The organism is Pseudooceanicola endophyticus (assembly GCF_018760365.1).
GTDB lineage: Bacteria > Pseudomonadota > Alphaproteobacteria > Rhodobacterales > Rhodobacteraceae > Pseudooceanicola > Pseudooceanicola endophyticus.
Genome location: NZ_JAHIAB010000015.1, coordinates 40,413 through 65,041 on the forward strand (window position 1 = coordinate 40,413; position 24,629 = coordinate 65,041).

Below are 24,629 nucleotides of genomic sequence, written 5' to 3' on the forward strand. Positions count from 1 at the left end.
TTATTCGGCGGGCACGAGGCCGTTGGCGGTATCGACCGCCGGGGCCTTCTTCACGGTGAGGAAGAGGTTGACGCACATGATGATCGCGCCGCTCAGGTACATGACCCCGCCCAGACCGCGCACCACGTACATCGGGAACTTGGCGGCCACGGTGTCGGCGAAGGAGTTCACCAGGAAGCCGTTGGCATCCACCTCGCGCCACATCAGGCCCTCCATGATGCCGGTGACCCACATCGAGGCCGCGTAGAGCACGATCCCGATGGTGGCGAGCCAGAAGTGCCAGCTGACCATCGACAGGGAATAGAGGCGTTCCTTGGCCCAGAGTTTCGGCACCAGGAAGTAGAGCGCGCCGAAGGTGATCATGCCGTTCCAGCCAAGCGCGCCGGAATGCACATGCCCGATCGTCCAGTCGGTATAGTGCGAGAGCGAGTTGACGGGACGGATCGACATCATCGGCCCTTCGAAGGTCGACATGCCGTAGAAGCCGATGGCGATCACCATCATGCGGATCACCGGATCGGTGCGCAGCTTGTCCCAGGCGCCCGAGAGTGTCATCAGCCCGTTGATCATGCCGCCCCAGCTGGGCATCCACAGGATGACCGAGAACACCATGCCCAGCGTCGAAGCCCAGTCGGGCAGCGCGGTATAGTGCAGGTGGTGCGGACCGGCCCAGATATAAAGGAAGATCAGCGCCCAGAAGTGGATGATCGACAGCTTGTAGGAATAGACCGGCTTTTCGGCCTGTTTCGGCACGAAGTAGTACATCATGCCCAGGAAACCGGCGGTCAGGAAAAAGCCCACGGCATTGTGACCGTACCACCACTGGGTCATGGCATCCTGCACGCCGGCGAAGACCTGTACCGACTTGCTGCCGAACAGGCTGACGGGGACGGACAGGTTGTTGACCACGTGCAGCATGGCGACGGTGACGATGAAGGACAGGTAGAACCAGTTGGCGACGTAGATGTGCCGCTCCTTGCGGTGCAGGATCGTGCCCAGGAAGACCGCAAGGTAGGCCACCCAGACCACGGTCAGCCAGAGGTCGATGTACCATTCGGGCTCGGCATATTCCTTCGACTGGCTGCCCCCCAGAACATAGGAAAGCGCGGCCATCACGATGAACAGGTTGTAGCCCCAGAACACGAACCAGGCGAGGTTGCCGCCCCAGAGCCGCACGGCCGAGGTCCGCTGCACCACGTAGAACGAGGTCGCGATCAGGGCGTTGCCCCCAAAGGCGAAGATCACCGCCGAGGTATGCAGCGGCCGCAGCCGCCCGAAGTTCAGGTAGCCCTGTGCCCATTCGAAGTTCAGCCCCGGGAAGGCCAGCTGGAAGGCGATGAAGACGCCCGCCAGAAAGCCCACGACGCCCCAGAAGGCGGTCGCGGTCACGCCGAAGCGGATCACCCCGTCCATGTATTCGCCCGACAGGTCGCGCGTCGCGCGCGTCTCGTCGGTGTTGCGCAGCACCCAGATGAACAGCCCGCCGGCCACCAGCATGATAAGCAGCGCATTGACCTTGTAGGCCAGATCATGGGCGAAGTTCGCTGCCATCGCCGCGAAGAGCGTGATGAGGGCCAGCGCGGCAAGCTTGAGAATGTTTGTCATTTCGCGTCCCTTCGTCAGTCCCGCGCGGCAGGTCCGGCTGCCGCCAACCACGGAATTGTGACTTTCCGCTTATTGCGTTCAGTCCGACTCGCTCGCATTGATCTGTATCAAGGGTTTCGCATCCTGCGGTTGATGAAGATCAAGGTGCGGCGTTTTCCCACATGCCATAGTCACCTTAACGGTCGGAAAAACCCGGACGTACGTACGCAGATCAGGAGGCTGCTATGGCCTACAAAACTATTCTCACGGTTCTCACGGACGGCGCGGATGCCAAGCACGTCCTCGCCCGGGCAACCGCTGCGGCAGAGCTTTTCGACGCCCATCTCGACGTCCTCTGCCTCGGCGTCGACCGCACGCAGGTCGGCTATTACTACGCCGGCGCCAATGCCATGGTGATGCAGGAAGCCATCAACCGGGCGACAGAGGAAGCCGAAGCGCTGGAAACCGCCGCCAAGGGCATCCTCGCCAACAGCGAGATCCGCTGGTCCACCGACACCGACGTCGCCCAGCTGGGGGACATCGGGCGTCACCTGGCCTGGCGCGCCCGCTTCGCGGACCTGGTGCTGCTGCCGCGCCCCTACGGCAAGGGCAAGGGCGCCGAGCTGGAGCCGATCACCGAAAGCGCCCTCTTCGAAGGCCGCGCCCCGGTGGTGATCCTGCCCGACAGCGACCTGCCGATGCCCGCCGGCAAGCGCGTGCTGCTGTGCTGGAACGACACGCCCGAGGCGCTGAATGCGATTCGCCGCGCCCTGCCGGTGCTGAAACAGGCCGACCAGGTCCACATCGTCGTGGTCGATCCGCCGGTGCACGGCCCGGACCGCTCCGATCCCGGTGGCATGCTGGCCAGCTGGCTGGCCCGCCACGGCATCTCCGCCGAGATCGAGGTGATCTCCAAGACCCTGCCGCGGATTTCCGAGGTGCTGGTACGCCATGCCCGCGACATCGACGCCGACCTGATCGTGATGGGGGCCTACGGCCACTCCCGCTTCCGCGAAGCGATCCTGGGCGGTGCCACCCGGCACATGCTGGAAGGCTCCGAGCTGCCGGTCTTCCTCGCGCACTGACCCCGCAAGAGGGGCGGCCTTCGGGCCGCCCCGACGCGCCTTTTGAGGCGCGGCCTCCGGCGGGGATATTTATGGCCAGATGAAAGAGCCGGTCCCGCCCCAGAAGCGACCGGCTCTTTCATTTTCTTGTTTAAAATACCTCGGGGGAGCAGGCCGCAGGCCTGCGGGGGCAGAGCCCCCTTCCGGCCCCCTTGGTCAGGCCTCAGACCAGCAGACCGCCATCGTTGTCGTCGCCCGCTTCCTCCAGCAGGCGCGTAAAATCGGGCACGATCACGTGCCGCTTGCCCTCCAGCACGATCACCCCGTCACGTTTCAGCGCGCTGATCTGGCGGCTGACCGTTTCCAGCGTCAGGCCAAGGTAATCCGCCATCGCCTCGCGGGTCAGAGGCAGGTCAAAGACCAGCTTGCCCTTCGGCGTGATCAGGTTCAGCGTCGCGTCACGCCGCGCGATGATCGCCAGCAGGCTGGCAATCTTCTCGCGCGCGGTCTTGCGACCAAGCACAAGCATCCATTCCCGTGCCGCGTCCAACTCATCCAGGGTCATCTGCAGCAGGCGCTGCGCGATATGCGGCGTGGTCTCCATCAGCTGCTCGAAGGGCTTCTTGCGGAAGCAGCACATCACCACATCGCTGGTCGCCACCACGTCGTAGGCCGCCCCGTCGCGCCCCGGGCGACCGACGAAATCCGAGGGCAGCAGCAGCCCGACCATCTGGGTGCGCCCATCCTCCATCGTCTGGGTCAGCGTGGCGATTCCCGAGACCACCGAGGCCACGAAATCCATCCGGTCTCCGGACCAGACCACGGTCTGACCGGCCTCGAAGCTGCGGTAGTACTTGATCTCTTCCAGCAGCTCCAGCTCATGGGCATCGCAGCGCGCGCAAACGGCCCGGTGGCGGATCGGGCAACCGCTGCAATCGTGCTGGGGAAAGATCATGTTATCCTGAAGCATCTGGGACCGGGCACCGCGAGTGAGAGAGCATGGAGGCGGTTGATCTGCGTCAAGGCACGCACCGCCAGTTGGACTAAAAGCTAGTCCCATGGTCAACAAAACGCAACTCGCCCGCCTGGGACTGTTTGACGCGAAAGTGCCGCGTTACACCAGCTACCCCACGGCCCCCCATTTTTCCGACTCCGTCGGAGCGGACCGCCATGCCGCTTGGATCGAGGCGATCCCCGCCGGCAGCGCGATCTCGCTGTATGTGCATGTGCCGTTCTGCCGGCGGCTGTGCTGGTTCTGTGCCTGCCGCACGCAGGGGACACAGACCATGTCGCCGGTCGAAGCCTATCTTGAAACCCTGCTGGAAGAGCTGGACCTGCTGGCCCGCCACCTGCCCGAAGGCGTGCGCCTGTCGCGTCTGCACTGGGGCGGCGGCACGCCCACCCTGCTGACGGCGCCGATGATGGAGACCCTCGCCGGGCGCATCGCCGAGGTCGTGCCCTTCGCCGATTCCGCCGAGTTCTCGGTCGAGATCGACCCCAACGAGGTCGACGAGGCCCGCATGAAGGCCCTCGCGGCCGCGGGCATGAACCGCGCCTCGATCGGCGTGCAGGACTTCGACCCCGCCATCCAGACCTGCATCGGTCGCGAACAGGGTTACGAGGTCACCCGCAGCGTCGCCGAGGGGCTGCGCGCCCATGGCATCCACAGCCTGAACGCCGATATCCTCTACGGCCTGCCCTACCAGACCCCGGCCAAGATCACCGACAGCGTCCAGAAGCTGCTGTCGCTGGCGCCCGACCGGGTGGCGCTCTACGGCTATGCCCATGTGCCCTGGATGGCCCGGCGCCAGTCCATGCTGCCCTCGGACGCCCTGCCCACCCCGACCGAGCGCCTCGATCTCTTCGAGACCGCCCGCAAGCTCTTCCTGTGGGACAATTACGCCGAGATCGGCATCGACCACTTCGCCCTGCCGGGTGATGGCCTGGCCACGGCCCAGAAGGCAGGCCAGCTGCGGCGCAACTTCCAGGGCTATACCGATGACCAGGCCGACGTGCTGATCGGTCTCGGCGCCTCCTCGATCTCGCGCTTCCCGCAGGGCTACACCCAGAACGCCCCGGCCACCTCGGCCCATACGGCGGCAATCCGCGATCAGCGCTTCTCGACCACGCGCGGCCATGTCTTCCGGGACGAGGACCGGATGCGCGCCCGCATCATCGAGGCCCTGATGTGCGACTTCCGCGTTTCCGAAGCGGAAATCTCCGAGCGTTTCCAACGCGCCCGCAGCGAAGTCCACGCCCTCTTCACAGAGGCCGCCGCCGGCTTCGAGGACCTGCTGCGCCTTACGGAGGAAGGCCTCTTCATCCCCGAGGATGCCCGCCCGCTGACCCGGATGATCGCCCGCTGCTTCGACAGCTACGACGCCAGCCGCGCCCGCCATTCCTCGGCCATCTGACGCGACCTGGCTCTCTCATCTGGCCGGAAATATCCCGGGGGAGCAGGCCCTGGCCTGCGGGGGCAGCGCCCCCTGCCCCGGCCTCTGCACCAACGGAGGCCGGGGTATTTGCATATTTTTGGAAAGATGAAAGCCCGGGGCTCAGTGTTCCATCGCGGCGGCGAAAAGCTGGCGGGTGTAATCGGCCTGCGGCGCATCGAAGACCTGGGCGGCGGGGCCGCTTTCGATCACGTCGCCGTGGCGCATCACCATGACCCGGTGCGACATCGCGCGCACCACCTTCAGGTCATGGCTGATGAACAGGTAGGCCAGGCCATATTTCTCCTGCAGGCGGCGCAGCAGGTCGACGATCTGCACCTGCACCGTCATGTCGAGCGCCGAGGTCGGCTCGTCCAGCACCACCAGCTTGGGGCGCAGGATCATGGCACGGGCGATGGCGATCCGCTGGCGCTGCCCGCCCGAGAATTCATGCGGGTAGCGGTGCATGGCGGCGGGGTCCAGGCCCACCTCGCGCATCACCTCGGCCACCAGTTCGCGCGGCTTGCGCCCGTCGCCGGTCTTGTGGACCGAAAGCCCCTCGGCGATGATCTGTTCGCAGGTCATCCGCGGCGAGAGCGAGCCGAACGGGTCCTGGAAGACGATCTGCATATCCTTCCTCAGGCGGCGCAGCTCCTTCACCGACCAGGCGCGGATGTCGTGGCCGTCAAAGCGCATCGCCCCTTCCGAGCCGATCAGCCGCATCAGCGCCAGCGCCAGCGTCGTCTTGCCCGAGCCCGACTCGCCGACGATCCCCAGGGTTTCCCCGGCGCGGACCGAGATCGTGGTGTCGTTCACGGCTTTCACATGGCCCACCACCTTCTTCATCAGCCCCGCCTTGATCGGGAACCAGACCTTCAGGTGCTCGGCCTCCAGCAGCGCCGGCGCGTCGCCCGCCGGGGCGCGCGGCACGCCCGCAGCCGAGGCCGAGAGCAGCTTTTTCGTGTAGTCATGCTGCGGATTGGCAAAGATATCGGCAGTGGGGCCGGTCTCGACGATCTCGCCGTCCTTCATCACGTAGACCCGGTCCGCGATACGGCGCACGATGGCCAGGTCATGGGTGATGAACAGCATCGAAAGCTGCGTGCTCTGCTTCAGCTCTGCCATCAGATCGAGGATCTGCGCCTGGATCGTCACGTCGAGCGCGGTCGTGGGCTCGTCCGCGATCAGCAGGCCGGGGCGGTTCGCCAGTGCCATGGCGATCATCACCCGCTGGCGCTGGCCGCCCGAAAGCTCGTGCGGATAGGCGGTCAGGCGGCTTTCCGCGTCGCGGATGCCGACCTGCTCCAGCAGCTCCAGAGAACGCGCGCGGGTTTCCGAGAACATGATCCAGTCGCGCAGCCGCCCGGCCAGGGCCATTTTGCCCAGCCACAGCACCAGCGTCAGCCCGACCGCGATGGCCAGCGCGATCGCCACGCGCTCCGAGGCCTCGACCCCGAAGGCGGGCAGGAAGGAAAGGCTGGGCACCTTGGGCGCGGTGGCGATGAAGGCGCCATAGGCCCCGATGAAGGCGAAGAAGACCGCGATGAAGATCAGGAAGGGCCGGGCGTTGAAGTTCATCCAGGCCTCGAGCAGCCGCTTGCCCTTGCCCCGCCCCTTCAGCCCCTGGTGCAGGGTCATCGACTCCGCCAGCTGCTTCTCGATCGTGTGCAGCGGGTTGAGCGAGGTCATCGGCTCCTGGAAAATGAAGGAGATGTCGTTGCCGCGCACCTGGCGCAGCGCCTCGGGACCGGCGCCGATCATCTCTTTCCCGTCGAACTTCACCGAGCCCGAGACCTGCGCGTTCTCGCCCAGCAGCGAGACGGTCGAGAGCGCCGAGACGGATTTGCCCGAGCCGGATTCCCCCACCAGCGCCACGGTTTCGCCCTTCTCCACGTGGAAGCTGACGCCGTGCACGGCCTCGATCAGCTGCCCGTCCTGCCGGAAGGAGACGCGCAGGTCCCTGACGTCGAGAATGCTCATTGGAAGGTCTTCCTGGGGTCGAAGGCATCGCGCACGCCTTCGAAGATGAAGACGAGAAGCGACAGCATCAGGGCAAATACGGTGAAGGCGGTGAAGCCCAGCCAGGGGGCCTGGAGGTTCTGCTTGGCCTGCAGCGTCAGCTCTCCCAGCGAGGGGGCGGAGCTGGGCAGGCCGAAGCCCAGGAAGTCGAGGCTGGCCAGGGTCGAGATCGCGCCCGTGACGATGAAGGGCATCATGGTCAGCGTCGCCACCATGGCGTTGGGCAGCATGTGGCGGAACATGATGGTGACGTTCGACACCCCCAAAGCCTTGGCCGCGCGGACATATTCCAGGTTCCGGGCGCGCAGGAACTCGGCCCGCACGACGCCCACGAGGGCCATCCAGCCGAACAGCACGGTCAGCACCACCAGCAGCCAGAAGCTGCGCCCCAGGATCGCGAAGAGGATGATGATGATGTAGAGCGAGGGGGTCGAGGACCAGATCTCGATGAAGCGCTGGAAGAACAGGTCGGTCTTGCCGCCGAAATAGCCCTGCACCGCGCCCGCCACGATCCCGATGGCCGAGGAGGCCACAGTTACGATCAGCGTGAACAGGATCGACAGGCGGAAGCCGTAGATCACCCGCGCCAGCACATCGCGCTTGGTGTCATCGGTGCCCAGCAGGTTCTGCCCGCTGGGCGGCAGGGGCGCGGCACCCGGGCGGTCCACCGGCGTATCGTAGGAATAGGGGATCGGCGGCCAGATCGCCCAGCCCTTGTCGATCTTCTTGCCGTCGACCTCTCCGGTCTTGGACTGGGCCATGATGCCCTCGGGGTCGTCGAAACAGGCGTCCAGACCGCCGCTGGCGATCAGGCATTTCACCTCCGGATCGGAATAGACGGCCTCGGTCTGGAAGTCGCCGCCAAAGGCGGTCTCCGGGTAGAACTTGAAAATCGGCATGTAGTAGTGGCCGCGGTAGTTCACCAGGATCGGCTTGTCGTTGGCGATGAACTCCGCGAACAGCGAGGCCACGAACAGCACCATGAAGACCACGAAGGACCAGAAGGCCCTGCGATTGCGGCGGAAATTGCGCCAGCGCCGCTTGTTCAGCGGGCTGAGCCAGCTTTTCTGGGCGGGGGCGGCGGGCAGGTCCAGCGATGCCATGGATCAGCCCTCCCGGCTTTCGAAGTCGATGCGGGGATCGACGAAGACATACATCAGGTCCGACAGGATGCCGACCACGAGGCCCAGCAGGCCGAAGATGAAAAGCGTGCCGAAGATCACCGGGTAATCGCGTGCCACAGCCGCCTCGAAGCCAAGCCGGCCCAGGCCATCAAGCGAGAAGATGGTTTCGATGATCAGCGAGCCCGAGAAGAAGACGCTGATGAAGACCCCCGGGAAGCCCGCGATGACGATCAGCATGGCGTTGCGGAAGACGTGGCCGTACAGCACCTTGCGTTCCGACTGGCCCTTGGCGCGGGCGGTCATGACGTAGTGCTTCTTGATCTCGTCCAGGAAGGAGTTCTTGGTCAGCAGCGTGAGCGTCGCGAAGGCCGAAATCGTCGAGGCCAGCACCGGCAGCGCGATGTGCCAGAGATAGTCGAAGATCTTCTGATACCAGGACAACTGCGCGAAGTTGTCGGAGGTGAGCCCGCGTAACGGGAACCACTGGAAGTAGCTGCCCCCCGCGAAGACCACCAGCAGCAGGATCGCGAACAGGAAGCCCGGGATCGCATAGGCCACGATGATCAGACCCGAGGTCCAGCTGTCGAAGCTGGAGCCGTCCTTGACCGCCTTGCGGATGCCCAGCGGGATCGACACCAGATAGGCGATCAGCGTCGACCACAGGCCCAGCGTGATCGAGACCGGCATCTTTTCCTTCACCAGATCGATCACCGAGACGGAGCGGAAGTAGCTGTCGCCGAAATCGAGGCGGCAGTAGTTCCACAGCATCAGCCCGAAGCGTTCCAGCGGCGGCTTGTCGAAGCCGAATTCCTTTTCCAGCTTGTCGATGAACTCGGGCGGCAGGCCACGCGCACCGGCGTAATTGTCCCCCGAGGCCCGCCCGGCATCCATGGCGTCGCCGCCCCCGCCGGTGAAGCCCGCCGTCACGTCCCCCTGCCCCTGCACCTGAGCGATGATCTGTTCGATCGGGCCGCCGGGCACGAACTGGGTCAGGGTGAAGTTGATGATCATGATGCCCAGCAGCGTCGGCAGGACCAACGCCAGGCGTCTCAGAATATAGGCGCCCATCGGTTAACGCAGTGCCCCCGCGGCCTTCAGCGCGTCGGCCTTGTCCTTCTCGTACCACCAGAAATCCAGGTAGCCCATGTCGTAGGGCGGGATGTCGGGATGGCCGTACATGTCGAAATGCGCCACCCAGTAGCCCGCCTTGTACCAGGTCGGGACCATGATGAATTCATATTGCAGCGCCCGGTCCAGCACCGAGAGGGAGGCATTCTCCATCTCCTGGCTGTCGGTGTGCAGCGAGGCCTCGATGATGCTGTCGACCAGCTTGCTCTTCAGGCCGGCGGGGTTGAACACCGAGATGTCGGCATCTTCCGAGCCGTACATCTGCATCAGCCCGGTGCCGGTATCGAGGCCCGACTGGTAGCCGTCGTAGATCATGTCGTAGTCGCGGTTGCGGCGCAGGTTGGTGTACTGGCTGGGATCGGCCTTGCTGAAATCGGGCCGGATGCCGATCTGCTTGAGGTTCACCGCGTAGTTGTCGAGGATCGGCTCCAGCGAGGAGGCCGAGGCAGAGTTGACCGGGAAGGTGATCGACAGGACCTCTCCCTTGTCATTGCGCCGGATGCCGTCGTCACCGACCTTCCAGCCGGCCTCATCCAGCAGCTTCATCGCCGCGCGCATGTTCTTGCGATCGCCCAGGCGGTCGGGGCTGGAGGTGTGAACCGGCACCGGGGCCTCGGTCTTCAGCACCTCGGGCACCACGTCGCCAAGCGCGTTCATGAAGTCCAGCTCATCGCCCTGGGGCACGCCCTTGGCCTGCAGCGGCGTGTCCTGGAAATAGCTCTGGCGGTGCTGGAACAGGCCGTATTGCAGGCTCTGGTTGGTCCATTCGAAGTTGTAGGCCAGGGCAATCGCCTGGCGGACCTTCTTGTCGGCGAATTTCGCGCGGCCCAGGTTGAAGACAAAGCCCGCATTGCTGGGCGGATTGCCGTCGGGCAGGTCCTCTTTCACCACATGGCCCGCCTGCACGGCGGGGAAATCGTACTGCGTCGCCCATTGGCGAGAGCTGCTTTCCTGCCGGAAGGTGTATTCGCCGGCCTTGAAGGCCTCGAAGGCGGCGGATTCATCGCCGAAATATTCCACCCGGATGGTGTCGAAGTTCCAGCGCCCCACGTTCACCGGCAGCCCGTTGCCCCAGTAGTCGCGGTTGCGCTTGTACAGGATGCGACGATTCACCTGGTAACTGTCGAGCATGTAGGGCCCGGTGCCCGGCGGCACGTCGAAGCGGCTTTCGTCCAGCCGCGCGCCGGTCTTGTCGAACCAGGCCTTGCTGAACACCGGGGTCGAGCCCACCTGGCTGATCAGCGACCGCCGGGAAATCCCGGTGGCGAAGGTGAACTTCACCGTATGCTCGTCCACCGCCTCGGCGCTCAGGACACGCTTCTTCACCGCCGAGGAATAGCTGGGCAGGCCCTGCTCGATGAACAGGTTGTGGGTGAAGACCACGTCGGCGGCGGTCATCGGCGTGCCGTCCGAGAAGGTGATGCCCTGCCGCAGGTGGAAGATCACCCAGGTCTTGCCCTTGTCGTATTCCAGACTTTCCGCCAGCAGCCCGTAGGAGCCGTGGTAATCATCCGCGCACTGCACCAGCAGGCTTTCGTACATCATGCTGGCCAGCGCACCCGCCCGGCCCTTCACGGTGTAGGGGTTCATGCTGTCGAAGGTGCCCGAGGACTGGATCGAGATCTCTCCGCCCTGCGGGGCCTCGGGGTTCACGAAGTCGAAATGCGCGTAGTCGGCGGGGTATTTCAGATCCCCGAAGAAGGAATAGCCGTGGCTCTTGATCACCGTGTCGCTGTCAGCCGCCGCCTCCTGGGCATGGACCCCGGCCGCCGAGAGCGCCAGCACCGAGGCCGACATGGAGGCCATGGCCAGAAGCGAGCGGCGGGACATCACCGGCCCGGAGCCGGGGAACCGCGAAGCGGTGCGAAACGGGGGACGATGCATGCGGGGCTCCTCGGCAGTCCTTCTGAACAGGCCGGTCGAAACCGGCCCGGGGGACGCAGCCTGCTGCTCCCCCGGTTGCAATTAGGCTAATGTCGGCGCTCGGCCATGTTCAAGTTGAGATTACGTGAACCCCTCGTCATCCCCCCTGCACGACAAAGAAAAAGGCCGCCGGCTTCCGCCGACGACCCTGCGTTGTCCGCATGTTCCCGCCGATCGCGCGGCCGGGCCTGCTGCCGGGGGCGCGCCACGGGCCCTTACTGTGACAGGCTTTGCAGGTAGGCGATGACGTTGGCGCGGTCCTCGGCCTTCTTCAGGCCGGCGAAGGTCATCTTGGTGCCCGGCGCCGCTTCCTTCGGATTGGTCAGGAAGGTGTTGAGGTGCTCGGGGGTCCAGGTGTCGAACTTGGCCTCCAGCGCGCCGGAGTAATTGAACCCCTCGGCGGTATCCACCGCGCGCCCCACGACGCCGTCCAGATGCGGGCCGGTGGCATTGTTGCCGTCGACCTTGTGGCAGGCCTTGCACTTGGAAAACACCTTCTCGCCCTTGGCGGCATCGGCGCTGGCCAGCATGTCCTCGAAGCTGGGTTCGGGCGCATCGCTGGTGGCCGCGCCGCTGTCGGCGGTCTGGATCAGGTAGCCCTGCGTCCCCTCGCCATGCCCCGAGCCGGTGGCGTAGATTTGTCCTGCCGCGAAATTCCCCAGCAGGAAAACCAGCAGCGTGCCGCAGAAGCCGCCCACGATCTTGGTGAAGGTCATCGTGTCAAACATGTGCTTGCGCCCCTCGACGGTTGCTAACGTGTTAGGCGAGTTTCTATCCGCTTCCACTCTCGTGACGCAAGGTGTACTAACCGCGACCAAACGCCCACCCGTGAGCCTAAATCTCTTTCAAATGGGACACAATTCATGACTCGTCGCATCGCCTTTCAGGGGGAACCCGGAGCCTATTCCCACCAAGCCTGCGTTGAGGCGCGACCGGGTTTTGAGCCCCTGCCCTGCCACTCCTTCGAGGACGCCATGCAGGCGGTGCGCGATGGTGTCGCGGAACTGGCCATGCTGCCGGTCGACAACTCTACCTTCGGGCGAGTCGCCGACATGCACTACCTGCTGCCGGGCTCGGGTCTGCACATCGTCGGCGAGGCCTTCGTGCGCGTCCACATCAACCTTCTGGCGCTGCCGGGCACGCAACTTGAGGAGGTGAAATCGGCAACCTCCCACGCCATGCTGCTGGGCCAGTGCCGCGCCTTCCTGAGCGAACACGGGATCGAGCGGATCACCGGCTCCGACACCGCAGGCTCCGCGCTGCTGATCTCCCAGCAAAGCGATCGCAGCCGTGCCGCGCTGGCCTCCGAGCTGGCCGGAGAGGTCTACGGCCTCGACGTGCTGGCCCGCCACATCGAGGACCAGGCCAACAACACCACCCGCTTCCTGGTGATGTCGCGCGACCTCGACACCACGCGGCGGGGCGATCACGGCATGATCACCACGCTGATCTTCGAGACCCGCAACATTCCCGCGGCGCTCTACAAGGCGATGGGCGGTTTCGCCACCAATGGCATCAACATGACCAAGCTGGAAAGCTACATGGTCGGCGGCAGCTTCGAGGCCTCGCAGTTCTATGTCGATATCGAGGGCCACCCCGAGGACGACAATGTCCGCCTGGCCCTGGACGAGCTGCGCTACTTCTCGAACCGGATGGAGATCCTGGGCGTCTACCCGGCCGGCGCACGGCGCGGCAATCCCGGCGCCGACAGCGCGTCCTGATCAGCCGGCGCGCGGCGTCCGGCGCCGCGCCGCCTTCCTGTCCCGGTTCAGGTCCAGACCGGTCGCCAGATCCTGAAGCCGCTCCTGCAGGCGCTTGCGCAGCCGTCCCTTGGCCAGCTTCATCGACTGCACCAGAAGCCGCGCCGCCAGGGTCCTCGGGCGCAACTCGATCTCGACGCGCAGGCGGCAGCGGCTGGGCGAAAGCGCCGTCAGCTCGGCCAGGCACTGCCCCTCCAGCCCCTCGGTCTGCATCTGCGACAGGAACATTTCGGGCGGCTCGAAGCGGCTCAGTGTCAGGCGCAGCAGCCGCGCCCGCCCCCGGTAGCGAAACGACACCTCCCAACCCGCGCCCACCTGCGGCGGATCGGCCCCGTCGCTGCGCCGCACCTGGGCGCCGCGCCGCATCGCCGCGCGTTCAAAGCTGCGAAAGTCGGTGATCCGGGCGAAGGCATCCTCGACCGGGGCGTCGATGTCCTGGCGGGCAACGATCTTCATGGGCTCTCCTGCGGGGCGCGCGTTGCCCCTAGGAAAACCTCAACCCAGCCGGTCCGCAAGCCAGTTTCTGAGGACGAATTCCGCAACCGAGCCCGGACGCGGCGCGCGGATCGTCGCATGTTCGCCCGCCATCACCCGTGCCAGCCCCGCACGCGGCAGCCACAGCGCCGCCTCCAGCTCCAGCGGGTCGAGGGTGATCTTGTGGCTGAGCGCCGTGCCACGGCAGGCAAACATCAGCGAATTGGGGAAGGGCCAGGGCTGGCACATCAGGTAATCCACCTGCCCCACCTCGACTGCGGTCTCCTCCAGCACCTCGCGGCGCACGGCGGCCTCGATGGTCTCTCCGGGTTCGACAAAGCCCGCCGGCATGGAGAACATGCCCTCCGGCCAGCCCGGAGAGCGCCCCAGCAGCACCTCATCGCCCCGGGTGATCAGCATGATCACCACCGGATCGGTGCGCGGGAAATGGCGGCCACCGCAGCTGGGGCACCGGCGCTGCCAGCCTTCCTCGATCATGTCGGAGGCATGGCCGCAGCGGGCGCAGAAAGGATGCGTCTCGTGCCAGGCGAACAGCCCCTTGGCGGTGGCGGCCAGCTCGGCCTCCAGAGGAGAGAGCCCGTGCATCACCTGGCGCAGGTCCGACAGCCGGCTGCCCGCCGGAAACGCCGGGTGCTGCGGCAGCTCGGCGTCGTCCGGTTCCCAGTCCGAGATATCGCGGGCGAAGTAATGCGTCCCGCCCTGCCGGCCCAGGAACAGCCGCTCGCCCCCGGGGGCCTCGGCAAGGGCCGGGTGATCGGTGCCCAGCAGCGCCAGCGCGCCGCCCTCCTGCACCAGCAGCTGACCGCGCCAGAACAGCAGCACCTGCGCCTGCGCCCGCTCCAGCGCCGCCGGGTCGCGCCGCAGCTCTGCCGCCCGGTCCAGATCCGATCCCCCGAAGGTCACCTCTGCCGCGATGCCGATGGTCATGCCCGTCCCCCTTACGCTTTCGCCGGACCCTGCCCCGCCGCCCCGCCAAGGGCAACGGCCAAAGCGCCCCATCCTGCCCGCGAATTGAGCCAGCCGGCGGGCAGCCCCCCCTTGCCGCCGCCACGTCACGCAAAAACCGTTATGCGGATGTCACGGGATGTTGTGATCCTTGACGAAGAGGTCAAGAAATGGGGAGACATCATGACCAGATCCACACCCAGCCTGTCCCGCCGGGGCTTCCTTACCGGGACCATCGCCGGAGCGTCCTTGCTGACACTGCATCCCTTCTCGGCGCGCGCCGCCGGCACCCAGGCCCATCTCCGCATCATGGAGACGACGGACCTGCACGTGCATGTCTTCCCCTACAACTACTATGCCGACAAGCCCGACGACACGGTGGGCCTGGCCCGCACCGCGACCCGGATCGAAGCGATCCGCGCCGAGGCCACCAACGCCATGCTGATCGACAACGGGGATTTCCTGCAGGGCAACCCGATGGGCGATTACATCGCCTATGAGCGCGGCATGAAGGACGGCGACATGCATCCCGTCATCAAGGCGATGAACACGCTCGGCTACGAGGCCTCGACCCTTGGCAACCACGAGTTCAACTATGGCCTCGATTTCCTGATGAAATCCGTGGCGGGCGCCAATTTCCCGGTGATTTCCGCCAATATCGTCAAGGAGATGGCTGCCAATCCCACCGGCGACAAGACCTTGCTGCCGCCCTATGTGATCCTTGACCGGATGATCACCGACGGCGACGGCACCGAACACCCGATCCGCATCGGCCTGATCGGCTTCGTGCCGCCGCAGGTGATGAACTGGGACCGCAAGAACCTCGAAGGCAATGTCCAGGCCCGTGACATTGTCGACACCGCCCGCGCCTATATCCCCCAGATGAAGGAAGAGGGCGCGCAGATCATCGTCGCCCTGTCGCATTCCGGCATCGGCTCGGCCAACCACGAGGACGGGATGGAGAACGCTTCGGTGCCGCTGGCGGCCATCGACGGCATCGACGCGGTGCTGACCGGGCATTCCCACCTGGTCTTCCCCTCGCCCACCTACAAGGACTATGCCGCCGTCGACGTGGAAAAGGGCACGATCCACGGCAAGCCCGCCGTCATGGGCGGTTTCTGGGGCTCGCACATGGGCCTCATCGACCTGCTGCTGGAACGGGACGGCTCCGACTGGCGCGTCGTCGCCGCCGAGACCGAGGCCCGTCCGATCTACAGGCGCGAGGAGGACCGCTCGGTCACGCCGCTGGTGGAAAGCACCGCCTTCGTGCTCGATTCGATCCGCCCCGAGCATGAACAGACGCTGGGCTACATCCGCCGCCCGGTGGGCGAGACGGCGACGCCGCTGCATTCCTACTTTGCCCTGGTGGCCGACGACCCCTCGATCCAGATCGTCACCGATGCGCAGAAATGGTACATCGAACAGATGATGGCCGGCACCGCGCACGAGGGCCTGCCGATCCTCTCGGCGGGGGCGCCCTTCAAGGCCGGTGGCCGCGGCGGCCCGGACTACTACACCGAGGTGCCGGTGGGCCCGGTGGCGATCAAGAACGTCGCCGATCTCTACCTCTATCCGAACACGATCCGCGCGGTGAAGATCTCGGGCGCACAGCTCCGGGGCTGGCTCGACCGCTCCGCGGGAATGTTCAACCAGGTCCAGCCCGGGGCGCAGGATGCGGAACTGCTCTCGGCCAGCTTCCCCAGCTACAATTTCGACGTGATCGACGGGGTGACCTACCAGATCGACCTGTCGAAACCCGAACGCTACGACGGCGACGGGAAAGAGGTTTCCACCGACACCCGCATCGTGAACCTCGCCTACCAGGGCCAGCCCGTCACCGACGACATGAGCTTCATCGTCGCCACCAACAACTACCGCGCCTCGGGCGGTGGCCATTTCCCCGGCGCCCTGGGCGACACGATCATCTTCGACGGCCCCGACACCAACCGCGACATCATCGTGCGCTACATCGTCGAGAAGGGCACGATCAACCCCAAGGCCGACGGCAACTGGACCTTCAAGCCGATGCCCGGCACCACGGTGCTGTTCCAGTCCGGCCCCGGCGCCGCGAAATACGCCGACAGCATCACCAGCGTGAAGATCGAATCCGCGGGCGAGGGCCAGGATGGCTTCGCGCTCTACCGCATGACGCTCTGACCCCGGCGCGGCCCTTCCCGGGCCGCCCCATTTTCTTGTCGGAAAATACCTCCGCCGGAGGCCGCCGCGCCCGCCCGGGCGCGGCGTTTCCACGGGTTGCAATGCGCCGGCACCTCGCCTATATCGCTTCTCGAGAGGTTGGCGCGGGCGAGCGCCTCGCCAACCCGGTCAGGTCCGGAAGGAAGCAGCCGTAACGAGTCCCGCTTGGGTCGTTGTCCAATCTCTCACTTCAGCGCTTTCGCACGGCGAAGACGCGTCACCCGGCAGCGTGGTTTCGCAGAAACCGTGCCAGAGGGTCCCTCCCCGGATACATCCCCCGATACGCCTGAACGCCCCTGACGGGACGGCGGGCGGGGCGATCTGCGCCACAGGCGCAGGAGCGGCGCACCCGTCCCCGAAGCCACAGGTTTACGCCCGACCAAGGGACCAGTACCTTCGCCCCGACGACCCGAATCCGAAAGAAGCCCCATGTCCGACAGCGTCCCCGCCTCCGGCCCCTACCAGGTCCTCGCCCGGAAATACCGGCCCGAGACCTTCGCCGATCTCGTCGGCCAGGACGCCATGGTGCGCACGCTGAAGAACGCCTTCGCCGCCGACCGCATCGCCCAGGCCTTCATCATGACCGGCATCCGGGGCACCGGGAAGACCACCACCGCGCGGATCATCGCCAAGGGGATGAACTGCATCGGCCCCGACGGCACCGGCGGGCCCACGACCGAACCCTGCGGCCAGTGCGAACATTGCCGCGCCATCATGGAAGGCCGCCATGTCGACGTGATGGAGATGGATGCGGCCTCCAACACCTCGGTCAACGACATCCGCGAGATCATCGACAGCGTGAACTACCGGGCCGCCTCGGCACGCTACAAGATCTACATCATCGACGAGGTCCACATGCTCTCGACCAGCGCCTTCAACGCGCTGCTCAAGACGCTCGAGGAACCCCCCGCCCATGTGAAGTTCATCTTCGCGACGACCGAGATCCGCAAGGTTCCCGTGACGGTGCTCTCGCGCTGCCAGCGCTTCGACCTGCGCCGGATCGAGCCCGAGGTGATGATCGCGCTGCTGCGCAAGATCGCGACGAAGGAAGCCGCCGAGATCACCGATGACGCGCTGGCGCTGATCACCCGCGCCGCCGAAGGCTCGGCCCGCGACGCGACTTCGCTGCTGGATCAGGCGATCTCCCACGGGGCGGGCGAAACCACCGCCGATCAGGTCCGCGCCATGCTGGGCCTTGCCGACCGGGGCCGGGTCCTCGACCTCTTCGAGATGATCCTGAAGGGCGATGCCGCCTCGGCCCTGACCGAGCTTTCGGCGCAATATGCCGATGGCGCCGATCCCCTGGCGGTGCTGCGCGACCTCTCGGAAATCACCCACTGGGTCAGCGTGGTGAAGATCACCCCCGATGCCGCCGAGGACCCGACCATCGGTCCGGACGAACGGGCCCGGGGCCTTCGGCTGGCCGAACAGCTGGGCATGCGCGTCCTGACCCGGATGTGGCAGATGCTGCTGAAGGCGCTGGACGAGGTTGCCACCGCCCCCAATGCCATGATGGCCGCCGAGATGGCGGTGATCCGGCTGACCCATGTGGCCGAACTGCCCTCTCCGGAGGAGCTGGTGCGCCGGCTCCAGGACGCACCGCGTCCCCCCGACGGGCCCGGCGGCGGCGGTCTGCCCCGCGGCAATGGCGCGCCGAACGGCCAGGGTTCGATGTCCGCGCGGGGCGCGGACGCACCTGCGGCGGGCGGGGGGGCCTCGGCTTACGCCTCGGCCCGGACCAGCGGCGGCCAGGGCGCCCAGGGCGCGGTGATGCGCGCCGAGGAGCTGGAGCAGGCGCTGGCCAACTACCCGACCTTCGAACATGCGGTGGAGCTGATCCGCACCAACCGCGACGTGAAGCTGCTGGTCGAGGTCGAGACCGGCGTGCGGCTGATCTCCTACCGGCCGGGCCGGATCGAATTCGCCCCTGCCGAGGGCGCGCCGCGCGACCTTGCGCAGCGCCTGGGCGCGCGCCTGCAGACCTGGACCGGCAACCGCTGGGCGGTGATCATCGGCAATGGCGAGGGCGGCGAGACCATCGCCGAGAAGCGCGATGCCAAGGTCCTGGCGATGAAGCAGGAAGCCCGCCAGCACCCGATGGTGCAGGCGATCCTGGCCGCCTTCCCGAAGGCCGAGATCACCAATGTCCTGAGCCGGGCCGAGATCGCCGCCAAGGCCGAGGCCGAGGCCCTGCCCGAGGTCGAGGACGAATGGGACCCGTTCGAAGACGAATGAGCCGCCCGCCCTTGCACGGGCCGGGCCGCGGGGCGATATGACCCCGGAGCACTGACACCGCCGGCAGCGACCGGCCGCAAAGGAGAGACGCGATGTTCAAGGGCCTCGGACAGATGGGCGACATGGCCAAGATGATGAAGGCCGCCAAGGAGATGCAGGAAAAGATGGCACAGTTGCAGGACGACCTGCACGACATCACCGTCACCGGCGAAAGCGGTGCCGGGCTGGTGAAGGCCGTCGCGTCTGCCAAGGGCGAGCTGAAGAGCCTCGACATCGATCCCTCGATCTTCGATCCGAACGAGAAGGAAGTGGTCGAGGACCTGATCCTGGCCGCGATCAAGGACGCCCAGGCCCGCGCCCAGGAGCGCGCGCAGCAGGAAATGGCGAAGATCACCGAGGGCCTCGGCTTGCCGGCCGACTTCAAGATGCCGTTCTGATCGCATGACCGCCGGCGGTGACATCGAGGCGCTGATCCAGATGATGGCGCGCCTTCCGGGGTTTGGTCCCCGCTCTGCCCGGCGGGCGGTGCTGCAGCTCGTGCGCAAGCGCGAGCTGCTGCTGATGCCGCTGGCGGACCTGATGCAGCAGGTCGCGGTGACGGTGCGCGAATGCCCGCGCTGCGGCAATATCTGCAGCGGGCCGCTCTGCGACATCTGCCTGGACCCGAAGCGCGCCACCGGCGAGCTTTGCGTGGTTGAGGACGTCGCCGATCTCTGGGCGATGGAGCGCGGCGGCGCCTTCAAGGGGCGCTACCATGTGCTGGGCGGCACGCTGAGCGCGCTCGACAATGTCGGCCCCGAGGAGCTGCGCATCCCGATGCTGATCACCCGCGTCGAGGAAGAAGAGATCCGCGAGGTGATCCTGGCGCTCAATGCCAATGTCGAGGGCCAGACCACGGCGCATTACATTGCCGACCAGCTGGAGGGCCAGGTGCGCCTGACCTCTCTGGCGCAGGGCGTGCCGGTGGGCGGAGAACTGGACTACCTGGACGACGGGACGATTTCGGCGGCGCTTCGGGCCCGGCGCGAGGTCTGAGCGCGCGCGGTCTACGGGGAACGCTGCCCCTTCACCGGATTCACCGGAACATGCCGCGCCTTAGCCCTTTCCCCTGCCCGGATTGCGATTGCGCCGCCAGACACCGATCGCGGTGCCAAGCATGGTGCATAGGCTGACGACGCCCAGGTAGACCGCCTGATTTCCACGCACGACAAGCTCGGCCAGGACGATGCCGAGGATCAGGCCCAAAATGCCCCAAAGACCCAGTTTCATGACTGCCTCCCTACTGTGGTGATTGTGATCCCGAGCCGCCCGACAGCAGCGACAGCACCATCGGCAGGCGCCGGTCTAGCCAGCGCTGCGTGACCCTGCGCACCAGTTCCGGGTCGAAGCCCCGGCGCCAGAACTGCGGATTGAGCTCGATGTCCTCGCGCCAGGCCCGGAAATCTTCGATCGCCTGGTCGGGGCTTTCCGTGTTCGACAGGTTGACCGCCAGGACAAGGGCGTCTGGTTTCCCCTTGGTCTTCCCCGGGTTCCAGGCCAGCAGCCAAGGCCCGCGCCCGTCGTCAAGCGAAATACCCGACCAGGCGGCAAGATCGCTGGCAGCCTTGGCATCACGTCGCGCCTGAAGCGCGGTCTCGATATCGTAACGGCGGGCGGCAATGGCACAGGCGGTTTCGGCATCGGCGGCCTCATTTGCCTCTTTCACCGCAGCCTCGTCACTGAGCGGGAGGACCGTCACGACCTGCATGTCGATATCGTTGCCCGTGACCCGCAAGACAATGTCCGGGGTCGAGAACGACTGGTGGAAGGCTTGGCAAAACATATGGAATCGCGCCCGCGCTGCGGGGCGTTCCGGTCGTGTGGTGAAGACGAGCACACCATAGCCCGCGAAATTCGACGGCGGGAACTGTTCCGGTGCGACGAAAGCCCTTGAGGCCACGAATTCCGCCGACGACGCCTGTGCCCCTGAGCGCCCGAAGATACGACCTATGAGGCTTCCCAGGCCCACCGGCGCCGCTTCCACGACGATGGCCGAAGTCTCCGATATGGCACCTGTGCCCGCGGTCGGTGCGGGGGACGGCTCTTCTGGAACCGAGGCGGGCCCTCTGCCCCCCTGGGGCTTGTCTCCGGAGACGTCCCCCGAAGCCGAAGCGGTTGCCTGGCTGCCATTGTCGCCGGGCCTGTCCATTGCCGGCTTGGTGCAGGCTGCCAGCAGGATCACTGCCGACAAGATCACCGCGAACTTGCGCATCTCACCCCCCTTCCCGTTTCCGGAAAGGTCGTTCAGGCGCATCCACCCGGGCAAGAAAAAACCCTCCGGCATACAACCGGAGGGTAATTTCAGACCTGTTTTGATCGCTCAGTGGTCGTCTTCGTCTTCGGCATCCGTGCTTTTCGGCAGGTTGAAGAAGCTGTCCGCGTCGATGTGACGATCGCGCAGATCGTCCTCTTCCTCGTCGTCGTCATTGCCCGAGAAGGAGAAGGTCTCGAGGCCCTCGATGGCGGTCGGCATACGCGGCTCGGCCTCCATGCCAAGGCTCTGCTCGGTCGAAAGCAGCTTGCGGCGCTCGTCGTCGGTCATCGCCTCGCCACGTTTGGCACGCTCGGCGGCGGCCTTCTGCACGGCGGCGTCCAGCTCGCTCTGCTTGCACAGCCCCAGGGCAACGGGATCGATCGGCTGCATCGAGGCGATGTTCCAGTGGGTGCGTTCGCGGATCGACTGGATCGTCGGCTTGGTGGTGCCCACCAGCTTGGAGATCTGGCCATCGGTCAGCTCCGGGTGGAACTTGACCAGCCACAGGATCGAGTTCGGACGGTCCTGGCGCTTGGAGAGCGGGGTGTAGCGCGGGCCACGGCGCTTTTCCTCGCCCACGGCAGAGGGGTTAAACTTCAGCTTCAGCTTGTGAAGCGGGTCCTTCTCGGCCTTGTCGATTTCCTGCTGCGTGAGCTGGTTGTTGGCGATCGGGTCGAAGCCCTTGACGCCGGCGGCCACATCGCCATCGGCAATGCCCTGAACCTCAAGCTCGTGCATGCCGGTGAAATCGGCGATCTGCTTGAAGGTCATCGTCGTGTTGTCCACCAGCCAGACGGCGGTGGCCTTCGCCATGATCGGTTTGCCCTGCATGTCGCACTCCTTAAAAGCTACAGCTTCCCCGCTGCCTGGCTTTGGGGCCGAGGCGGCATCGCTTGGCGATGCAGGTTTCCGTTGTCGGGGAACTTGAGCGTTATATAGTCTTGCAAGGTTGAAATTGGAAGAGCGGAATGCGCAAGGCCCTTCTGGGACTGGCTTTCGCCGCCCTGATGCCCCTTGCGGGGGCGCGGGCGGACACGGCCGGAGACTTCGATTACTACGTCCTGTCGCTGTCCTGGTCGCCCGGCTGGTGCGCGACGGAGGGCCGCGGTCAGGATGCCGCGCAATGCGCCCCCGGGCGCAACCTGGGCTGGATCCTGCACGGCCTCTGGCCGCAGTACGAACGCGGCTATCCGAAGAACTGCGCGGTCCCGAGCCGGGCGCCCTCGGCGGCGCAGACCCGGGCGATGAGCGACATCATGGGCAGCAGCGGCCTGGCGGCGCATGAATGGAAGACCCACGGCACCTGTTCGGGACTGTCCGCGGGGGCCTATTTCGACCTCTCGCGCAAGGCATTCGAAAAGATCACGCCGCCCCCGCTGCTCAAGGCCATGTCCCGCGACGCAAGGCTCTCTCCCAGCGTCCTCGAATCGGCCTTCATGGCCGACAATCCGGGGCTGACGCCGGGGGGAATCACCATCACCTGTTCCGGTGGCCGCATCCGCGAGGCCCGGATCTGCCTGACCCGGGACCTGCAGTTCCGCGACTGCGCACCGGATGTGGCCCGCGACTGTTCCCGGCACACCGCGATCTTCGACGCGATCCGCTAGGCCATCCTCCCGGTTCCGGCCGCGCGGGTCTCAGCCCCCGACCCGCAGCACGATCTTGCCGACATGGGCCGAGCTTTCCATGCGGGCATGGGCGGCGGCGGCCTCTTCCAGCGGGAAGGTGCTGTCGATCAGCGGTGCGACCCGGCCCGCCTCCAGCAGCGGCCAGACATGGCGGCGCAGCTCTTCGGCGATCCCGGCCTTTGCCTGATCGGACTGGGCGCGCAGGGTCGATCCGGTGACCACCAGGCGCTTCATCATCACCTGGGCAAAGTTCACCTCGGCTTTCGCACCGCCCAGGAAGGCGATCATCACCAGCCGGCCATCCTGCTTCAGCACCTTGATATCGCGGGGAATGTAGCCGCCGCCCACCATGTCCAGCACAACATCGACACCGCCCTCGGCCTTCAGCACCTCGGCAAAATCCGCCTCGCGGTAGTTGATCGCCCGGTCGGCGCCCAGCTCCAGGCAGGCGGCGCATTTCTCCGCCGTCCCCGCGGTCACGAACACCCGCGCCCCGAAGGCCTTCGCCAGCTGGATCGCCGTGGTGCCGATCCCCGAGGTCCCGCCATGCACCAGCAGGCTCTCGCCGCCCTTCAGCGCGCCGCGGCGAAAGACGTTTTCCCAGACGGTGAAGAAGGTCTCGGGCAGGCAGGCGGCTTCCCGCATCCCCATGCCCGCCGGCACCGGCAGGCAATGGGCCCAGGGCGTGACCACCGCCTCGCCGTAGCCCCCCCCCGGCAAGAGCGCGCAGACCTGCGTGCCAACCGCGCTTTCCGGCACGCCCGGCCCCACCGCCTCGACAATCCCCGAGGCTTCCAGCCCCGGCAGGTCCGACGCCCCGGGCGGCGGATCGTAGGCCCCGGCCCGTTGCAGCGCATCGGGCCGGTTCACCCCGGCATAGGCCACCTTCAGACGCACCTCGCCCGGGCCGGGCGCGGGCACATCCCGCTCGGCCAGAGTCAGAACCTCCGGCCCGCCGGGCCTCGAAATCTCGATCACACGCATGAATCCCCTCTGGCAGGCCGCGCCCACCCCATTCATTTTCTTGTTAAAAATACCTCCGCCGGAGGCGTCCCGACAGAGGCCACCGGCGCAACGCGGCGCGCCTTACGCACCGCGCCCCATCTGGCCCGGCAGGTCCGAAGCCCCTTTCGGCGCCTTCACCCGCGCGAACAGCCCCAGCGGCTTCTCCAGCATCCGCCCCAGCGGAGAGGCCGCCACGCGCCCCTTCACCTTCTCGAACCGCATCACCCCCTCGATCCGCCGTTCGAGGAATTCCCGCGTCGCATGGCCATCCAGAGAATCATCGCCCAGCCAGTAGAGCACGGTCGCCGAATAGACCCCCGACAGGGTCATCCGCTTGGTGTACCAGTTAACGTCCTCGGAGGTATCGCCAAGGGCGGTCCAGATCGCATCCGCCGTGCCCCAGACCGCCTTGGCCCCGTCGGCGGCGTGCTGCGGCAGCGCGAACAGCGTGCTGCCCCGGCGCACCAGCTCGCGATCGGCCAGCTCCAGCCGGATCTCGATGGCGCGGGCGATCTTTTCCGAGAACCGCAGCCCCGAGAGATCCTCGGCCTGCAGCTGCGCCACCATCTGCGCATCGCCCTGGCGATGGTAGGCCAGCGCCATGTCCACGGCACCGCGCGGGAACAGCACCCGGGCGGCCTCCAGGCTCAGCTCCGAATCGGCTGCCGCCGCCCGCAGGCTCGTCTCGCTCCAGCCATCGAAGGGCACGTGCATCAGCGCCGCGTCCAGCATGCGCTCCCGCGCCGAGGGCCCTGCCCCTCCGGGGCTCGTGATCTCGTCGTTCATGGCTGTCTCCTT

The 24,629-nt window shown here is 66.2% G+C and carries 22 protein-coding genes and 1 other RNA gene; 9 read left to right on the plus strand and 14 right to left on the minus strand.

Annotated features, from left to right (window positions below):
* Nucleotides 1-1,605: a cytochrome-c oxidase, cbb3-type subunit I gene (gene ccoN, locus KM176_RS21120; protein ID WP_160896583.1), complete on the minus strand. Its 1,605-nt coding sequence runs from the start codon at nucleotides 1,603-1,605 to the stop codon at nucleotides 1-3.
* A gap of 224 nt (nucleotides 1,606-1,829) precedes the next feature.
* Here ccoN and KM176_RS21125 point away from each other — a divergent pair, with 224 nt between their 5' ends.
* Nucleotides 1,830-2,669, plus strand: coding sequence for a universal stress protein (locus KM176_RS21125; RefSeq protein ID WP_160896582.1), 840 nt, complete (start codon nucleotides 1,830-1,832; stop codon nucleotides 2,667-2,669).
* A gap of 202 nt (nucleotides 2,670-2,871) precedes the next feature.
* On the opposite strand, the gene fnrL is transcribed toward KM176_RS21125, so the two are convergent.
* The gene (gene fnrL / locus KM176_RS21130; protein WP_160896581.1) at nucleotides 2,872-3,618 is read right to left on the minus strand and encodes a transcriptional regulator FnrL; all 747 of its coding nucleotides are present in this window, start codon (nucleotides 3,616-3,618) and stop codon (nucleotides 2,872-2,874) included.
* A gap of 88 nt (nucleotides 3,619-3,706) precedes the next feature.
* Here fnrL and hemN point away from each other — a divergent pair, with 88 nt between their 5' ends.
* The gene (gene hemN, locus KM176_RS21135; RefSeq protein WP_160896580.1) at nucleotides 3,707-5,062 is read left to right on the plus strand and encodes an oxygen-independent coproporphyrinogen III oxidase; all 1,356 of its coding nucleotides are present in this window, start codon (nucleotides 3,707-3,709) and stop codon (nucleotides 5,060-5,062) included.
* A gap of 141 nt (nucleotides 5,063-5,203) precedes the next feature.
* Here the strand turns inward: hemN and KM176_RS21140 are convergent, their stop codons facing one another.
* From KM176_RS21140 to KM176_RS21160, 5 genes are all read right to left on the minus strand, one after another.
* A complete protein-coding gene (locus KM176_RS21140) occupies nucleotides 5,204-7,060 on the minus strand; it encodes an ABC transporter ATP-binding protein (RefSeq protein WP_160896579.1) in 1,857 nt (618 codons plus the stop codon).
* Nucleotides 7,057-8,202 (minus strand): ABC transporter permease, encoded by a 1,146-nt coding sequence (locus KM176_RS21145; protein ID WP_160896578.1) that lies wholly within the window; start codon nucleotides 8,200-8,202, stop codon nucleotides 7,057-7,059. Before KM176_RS21145 ends, KM176_RS21140 begins: the two co-directional genes overlap by 4 nt.
* A 3-nt stretch (nucleotides 8,203-8,205) precedes the next feature.
* Nucleotides 8,206-9,291 carry a microcin C ABC transporter permease YejB gene (locus KM176_RS21150; protein ID WP_160896577.1) on the minus strand — a complete coding sequence of 362 codons (1,086 nt, stop codon included), beginning with the start codon at nucleotides 9,289-9,291 and terminating at the stop codon, nucleotides 8,206-8,208.
* Between the two features lie 3 nt (nucleotides 9,292-9,294).
* Nucleotides 9,295-11,181 (minus strand): extracellular solute-binding protein, encoded by a 1,887-nt coding sequence (locus tag KM176_RS21155; protein WP_160896592.1) that lies wholly within the window; start codon nucleotides 11,179-11,181, stop codon nucleotides 9,295-9,297.
* A 308-nt stretch (nucleotides 11,182-11,489) separates the two neighbouring features.
* Complete coding sequence (locus KM176_RS21160; RefSeq protein WP_160896576.1) at nucleotides 11,490-12,002, minus strand: c-type cytochrome; 513 nt, start codon at nucleotides 12,000-12,002, stop codon at nucleotides 11,490-11,492.
* 135 nt (nucleotides 12,003-12,137) lie between these two features.
* On the opposite strand from KM176_RS21160, the gene KM176_RS21165 reads away from it, so the two are divergent.
* Nucleotides 12,138-12,995: a prephenate dehydratase gene (locus KM176_RS21165; RefSeq protein ID WP_160896575.1), complete on the plus strand. Its 858-nt coding sequence runs from the start codon at nucleotides 12,138-12,140 to the stop codon at nucleotides 12,993-12,995.
* Here the strand turns inward: KM176_RS21165 and KM176_RS21170 are convergent, their stop codons facing one another.
* Together KM176_RS21170 and nudC are read right to left on the minus strand one after the other, a co-directional pair.
* The gene (locus KM176_RS21170; RefSeq protein ID WP_160896574.1) at nucleotides 12,996-13,490 is read right to left on the minus strand and encodes an SRPBCC family protein; all 495 of its coding nucleotides are present in this window, start codon (nucleotides 13,488-13,490) and stop codon (nucleotides 12,996-12,998) included. It lies immediately after the preceding gene.
* 39 nt (nucleotides 13,491-13,529) lie between these two features.
* Nucleotides 13,530-14,450, minus strand: coding sequence for an NAD(+) diphosphatase (gene nudC, locus KM176_RS21175; protein WP_160896591.1), 921 nt, complete (start codon nucleotides 14,448-14,450; stop codon nucleotides 13,530-13,532).
* A 207-nt stretch (nucleotides 14,451-14,657) separates the two neighbouring features.
* Between nudC and KM176_RS21180 the strand changes: the two genes are divergently transcribed.
* The 5 genes from KM176_RS21180 (at nucleotide 14,658) to recR (ending at nucleotide 19,940) form a co-directional block, all read left to right on the plus strand.
* Nucleotides 14,658-16,631: a bifunctional 2',3'-cyclic-nucleotide 2'-phosphodiesterase/3'-nucleotidase gene (locus KM176_RS21180; RefSeq protein WP_160896573.1), complete on the plus strand. Its 1,974-nt coding sequence runs from the start codon at nucleotides 14,658-14,660 to the stop codon at nucleotides 16,629-16,631.
* A gap of 131 nt (nucleotides 16,632-16,762) precedes the next feature.
* Nucleotides 16,763-16,861, plus strand: an RNA gene (gene ffs, locus KM176_RS21185) — signal recognition particle sRNA small type.
* Nucleotides 16,862-17,099: 238 nt separating this feature from the next.
* Nucleotides 17,100-18,905, plus strand: a complete 1,806-nt coding sequence (locus KM176_RS21190; RefSeq protein WP_160896571.1) for a DNA polymerase III subunit gamma/tau — start codon at nucleotides 17,100-17,102, stop codon at nucleotides 18,903-18,905.
* 92 nt (nucleotides 18,906-18,997) lie between these two features.
* On the plus strand, nucleotides 18,998-19,342 hold the full coding sequence (locus KM176_RS21195; RefSeq protein ID WP_160896570.1) for a YbaB/EbfC family nucleoid-associated protein: 345 nt from the start codon (nucleotides 18,998-19,000) through the stop codon (nucleotides 19,340-19,342).
* Between the two features lie 4 nt (nucleotides 19,343-19,346).
* Nucleotides 19,347-19,940, plus strand: a complete 594-nt coding sequence (gene recR, locus KM176_RS21200; RefSeq protein ID WP_160896569.1) for a recombination mediator RecR — start codon at nucleotides 19,347-19,349, stop codon at nucleotides 19,938-19,940.
* A gap of 60 nt (nucleotides 19,941-20,000) precedes the next feature.
* Here the strand turns inward: recR and KM176_RS21205 are convergent, their stop codons facing one another.
* The 3 genes from KM176_RS21205 to KM176_RS21215 form a co-directional block, all read right to left on the minus strand.
* Nucleotides 20,001-20,174, minus strand: coding sequence for a hypothetical protein (locus tag KM176_RS21205; protein ID WP_160896568.1), 174 nt, complete (start codon nucleotides 20,172-20,174; stop codon nucleotides 20,001-20,003).
* Nucleotides 20,175-20,184: 10 nt separating this feature from the next.
* Nucleotides 20,185-21,156 carry a hypothetical protein gene (locus KM176_RS21210; RefSeq protein WP_160896567.1) on the minus strand — a complete coding sequence of 324 codons (972 nt, stop codon included), beginning with the start codon at nucleotides 21,154-21,156 and terminating at the stop codon, nucleotides 20,185-20,187.
* Between the two features lie 108 nt (nucleotides 21,157-21,264).
* The gene (locus KM176_RS21215) at nucleotides 21,265-22,029 is read right to left on the minus strand and encodes a DUF1013 domain-containing protein (protein ID WP_160896566.1); all 765 of its coding nucleotides are present in this window, start codon (nucleotides 22,027-22,029) and stop codon (nucleotides 21,265-21,267) included.
* A 137-nt stretch (nucleotides 22,030-22,166) separates the two neighbouring features.
* Between KM176_RS21215 and KM176_RS21220 the strand changes: the two genes are divergently transcribed.
* Entirely contained in the window at nucleotides 22,167-22,805 is a 639-nt protein-coding gene (locus KM176_RS21220; protein WP_160896565.1) for a ribonuclease T2 family protein, read from the plus strand.
* A gap of 30 nt (nucleotides 22,806-22,835) precedes the next feature.
* Here the strand turns inward: KM176_RS21220 and KM176_RS21225 are convergent, their stop codons facing one another.
* Nucleotides 22,836-23,810: an NAD(P)H-quinone oxidoreductase gene (locus tag KM176_RS21225; protein WP_160896564.1), complete on the minus strand. Its 975-nt coding sequence runs from the start codon at nucleotides 23,808-23,810 to the stop codon at nucleotides 22,836-22,838.
* Between the two features lie 102 nt (nucleotides 23,811-23,912).
* The gene (locus KM176_RS21230; RefSeq protein ID WP_160896563.1) at nucleotides 23,913-24,617 is read right to left on the minus strand and encodes a COQ9 family protein; all 705 of its coding nucleotides are present in this window, start codon (nucleotides 24,615-24,617) and stop codon (nucleotides 23,913-23,915) included.
* Nucleotides 24,618-24,629 lie beyond the last annotated feature (12 nt).

What these genes read in the sequence shown, in the direction of transcription:
- fnrL (WP_160896581.1), bottom strand. Translation starts at nt 3,618, where the DNA reads ATGCTTCAGGATAACATGATCTTTCCCCAGCACGATTGCAGCGGTTGC.
- KM176_RS21230 (WP_160896563.1), bottom strand. Translation starts at nt 24,617, where the DNA reads ATGAACGACGAGATCACGAGCCCCGGAGGGGCAGGGCCCTCGGCGCGG.
- KM176_RS21220 (WP_160896565.1), top strand. Translation starts at nt 22,167, where the DNA reads ATGCGCAAGGCCCTTCTGGGACTGGCTTTCGCCGCCCTGATGCCCCTT.
- KM176_RS21145 (WP_160896578.1), bottom strand. Translation starts at nt 8,202, where the DNA reads ATGGCATCGCTGGACCTGCCCGCCGCCCCCGCCCAGAAAAGCTGGCTC.
- KM176_RS21215 (WP_160896566.1), bottom strand. Translation starts at nt 22,029, where the DNA reads ATGCAGGGCAAACCGATCATGGCGAAGGCCACCGCCGTCTGGCTGGTG.
- KM176_RS21165 (WP_160896575.1), top strand. Translation starts at nt 12,138, where the DNA reads ATGACTCGTCGCATCGCCTTTCAGGGGGAACCCGGAGCCTATTCCCAC.
- KM176_RS21160 (WP_160896576.1), bottom strand. Translation starts at nt 12,002, where the DNA reads ATGTTTGACACGATGACCTTCACCAAGATCGTGGGCGGCTTCTGCGGC.
- KM176_RS21210 (WP_160896567.1), bottom strand. Translation starts at nt 21,156, where the DNA reads ATGCGCAAGTTCGCGGTGATCTTGTCGGCAGTGATCCTGCTGGCAGCC.
- recR (WP_160896569.1), top strand. Translation starts at nt 19,347, where the DNA reads ATGACCGCCGGCGGTGACATCGAGGCGCTGATCCAGATGATGGCGCGC.
- KM176_RS21150 (WP_160896577.1), bottom strand. Translation starts at nt 9,291, where the DNA reads ATGGGCGCCTATATTCTGAGACGCCTGGCGTTGGTCCTGCCGACGCTG.
- KM176_RS21140 (WP_160896579.1), bottom strand. Translation starts at nt 7,060, where the DNA reads ATGAGCATTCTCGACGTCAGGGACCTGCGCGTCTCCTTCCGGCAGGAC.
- ccoN (WP_160896583.1), bottom strand. Translation starts at nt 1,605, where the DNA reads ATGACAAACATTCTCAAGCTTGCCGCGCTGGCCCTCATCACGCTCTTC.
- KM176_RS21225 (WP_160896564.1), bottom strand. Translation starts at nt 23,810, where the DNA reads ATGCGTGTGATCGAGATTTCGAGGCCCGGCGGGCCGGAGGTTCTGACT.
- hemN (WP_160896580.1), top strand. Translation starts at nt 3,707, where the DNA reads ATGGTCAACAAAACGCAACTCGCCCGCCTGGGACTGTTTGACGCGAAA.
- KM176_RS21205 (WP_160896568.1), bottom strand. Translation starts at nt 20,174, where the DNA reads ATGAAACTGGGTCTTTGGGGCATTTTGGGCCTGATCCTCGGCATCGTC.
- KM176_RS21180 (WP_160896573.1), top strand. Translation starts at nt 14,658, where the DNA reads ATGACCAGATCCACACCCAGCCTGTCCCGCCGGGGCTTCCTTACCGGG.
- KM176_RS21190 (WP_160896571.1), top strand. Translation starts at nt 17,100, where the DNA reads ATGTCCGACAGCGTCCCCGCCTCCGGCCCCTACCAGGTCCTCGCCCGG.
- KM176_RS21125 (WP_160896582.1), top strand. Translation starts at nt 1,830, where the DNA reads ATGGCCTACAAAACTATTCTCACGGTTCTCACGGACGGCGCGGATGCC.
- KM176_RS21195 (WP_160896570.1), top strand. Translation starts at nt 18,998, where the DNA reads ATGTTCAAGGGCCTCGGACAGATGGGCGACATGGCCAAGATGATGAAG.
- KM176_RS21170 (WP_160896574.1), bottom strand. Translation starts at nt 13,490, where the DNA reads ATGAAGATCGTTGCCCGCCAGGACATCGACGCCCCGGTCGAGGATGCC.
- KM176_RS21155 (WP_160896592.1), bottom strand. Translation starts at nt 11,181, where the DNA reads ATGTCCCGCCGCTCGCTTCTGGCCATGGCCTCCATGTCGGCCTCGGTG.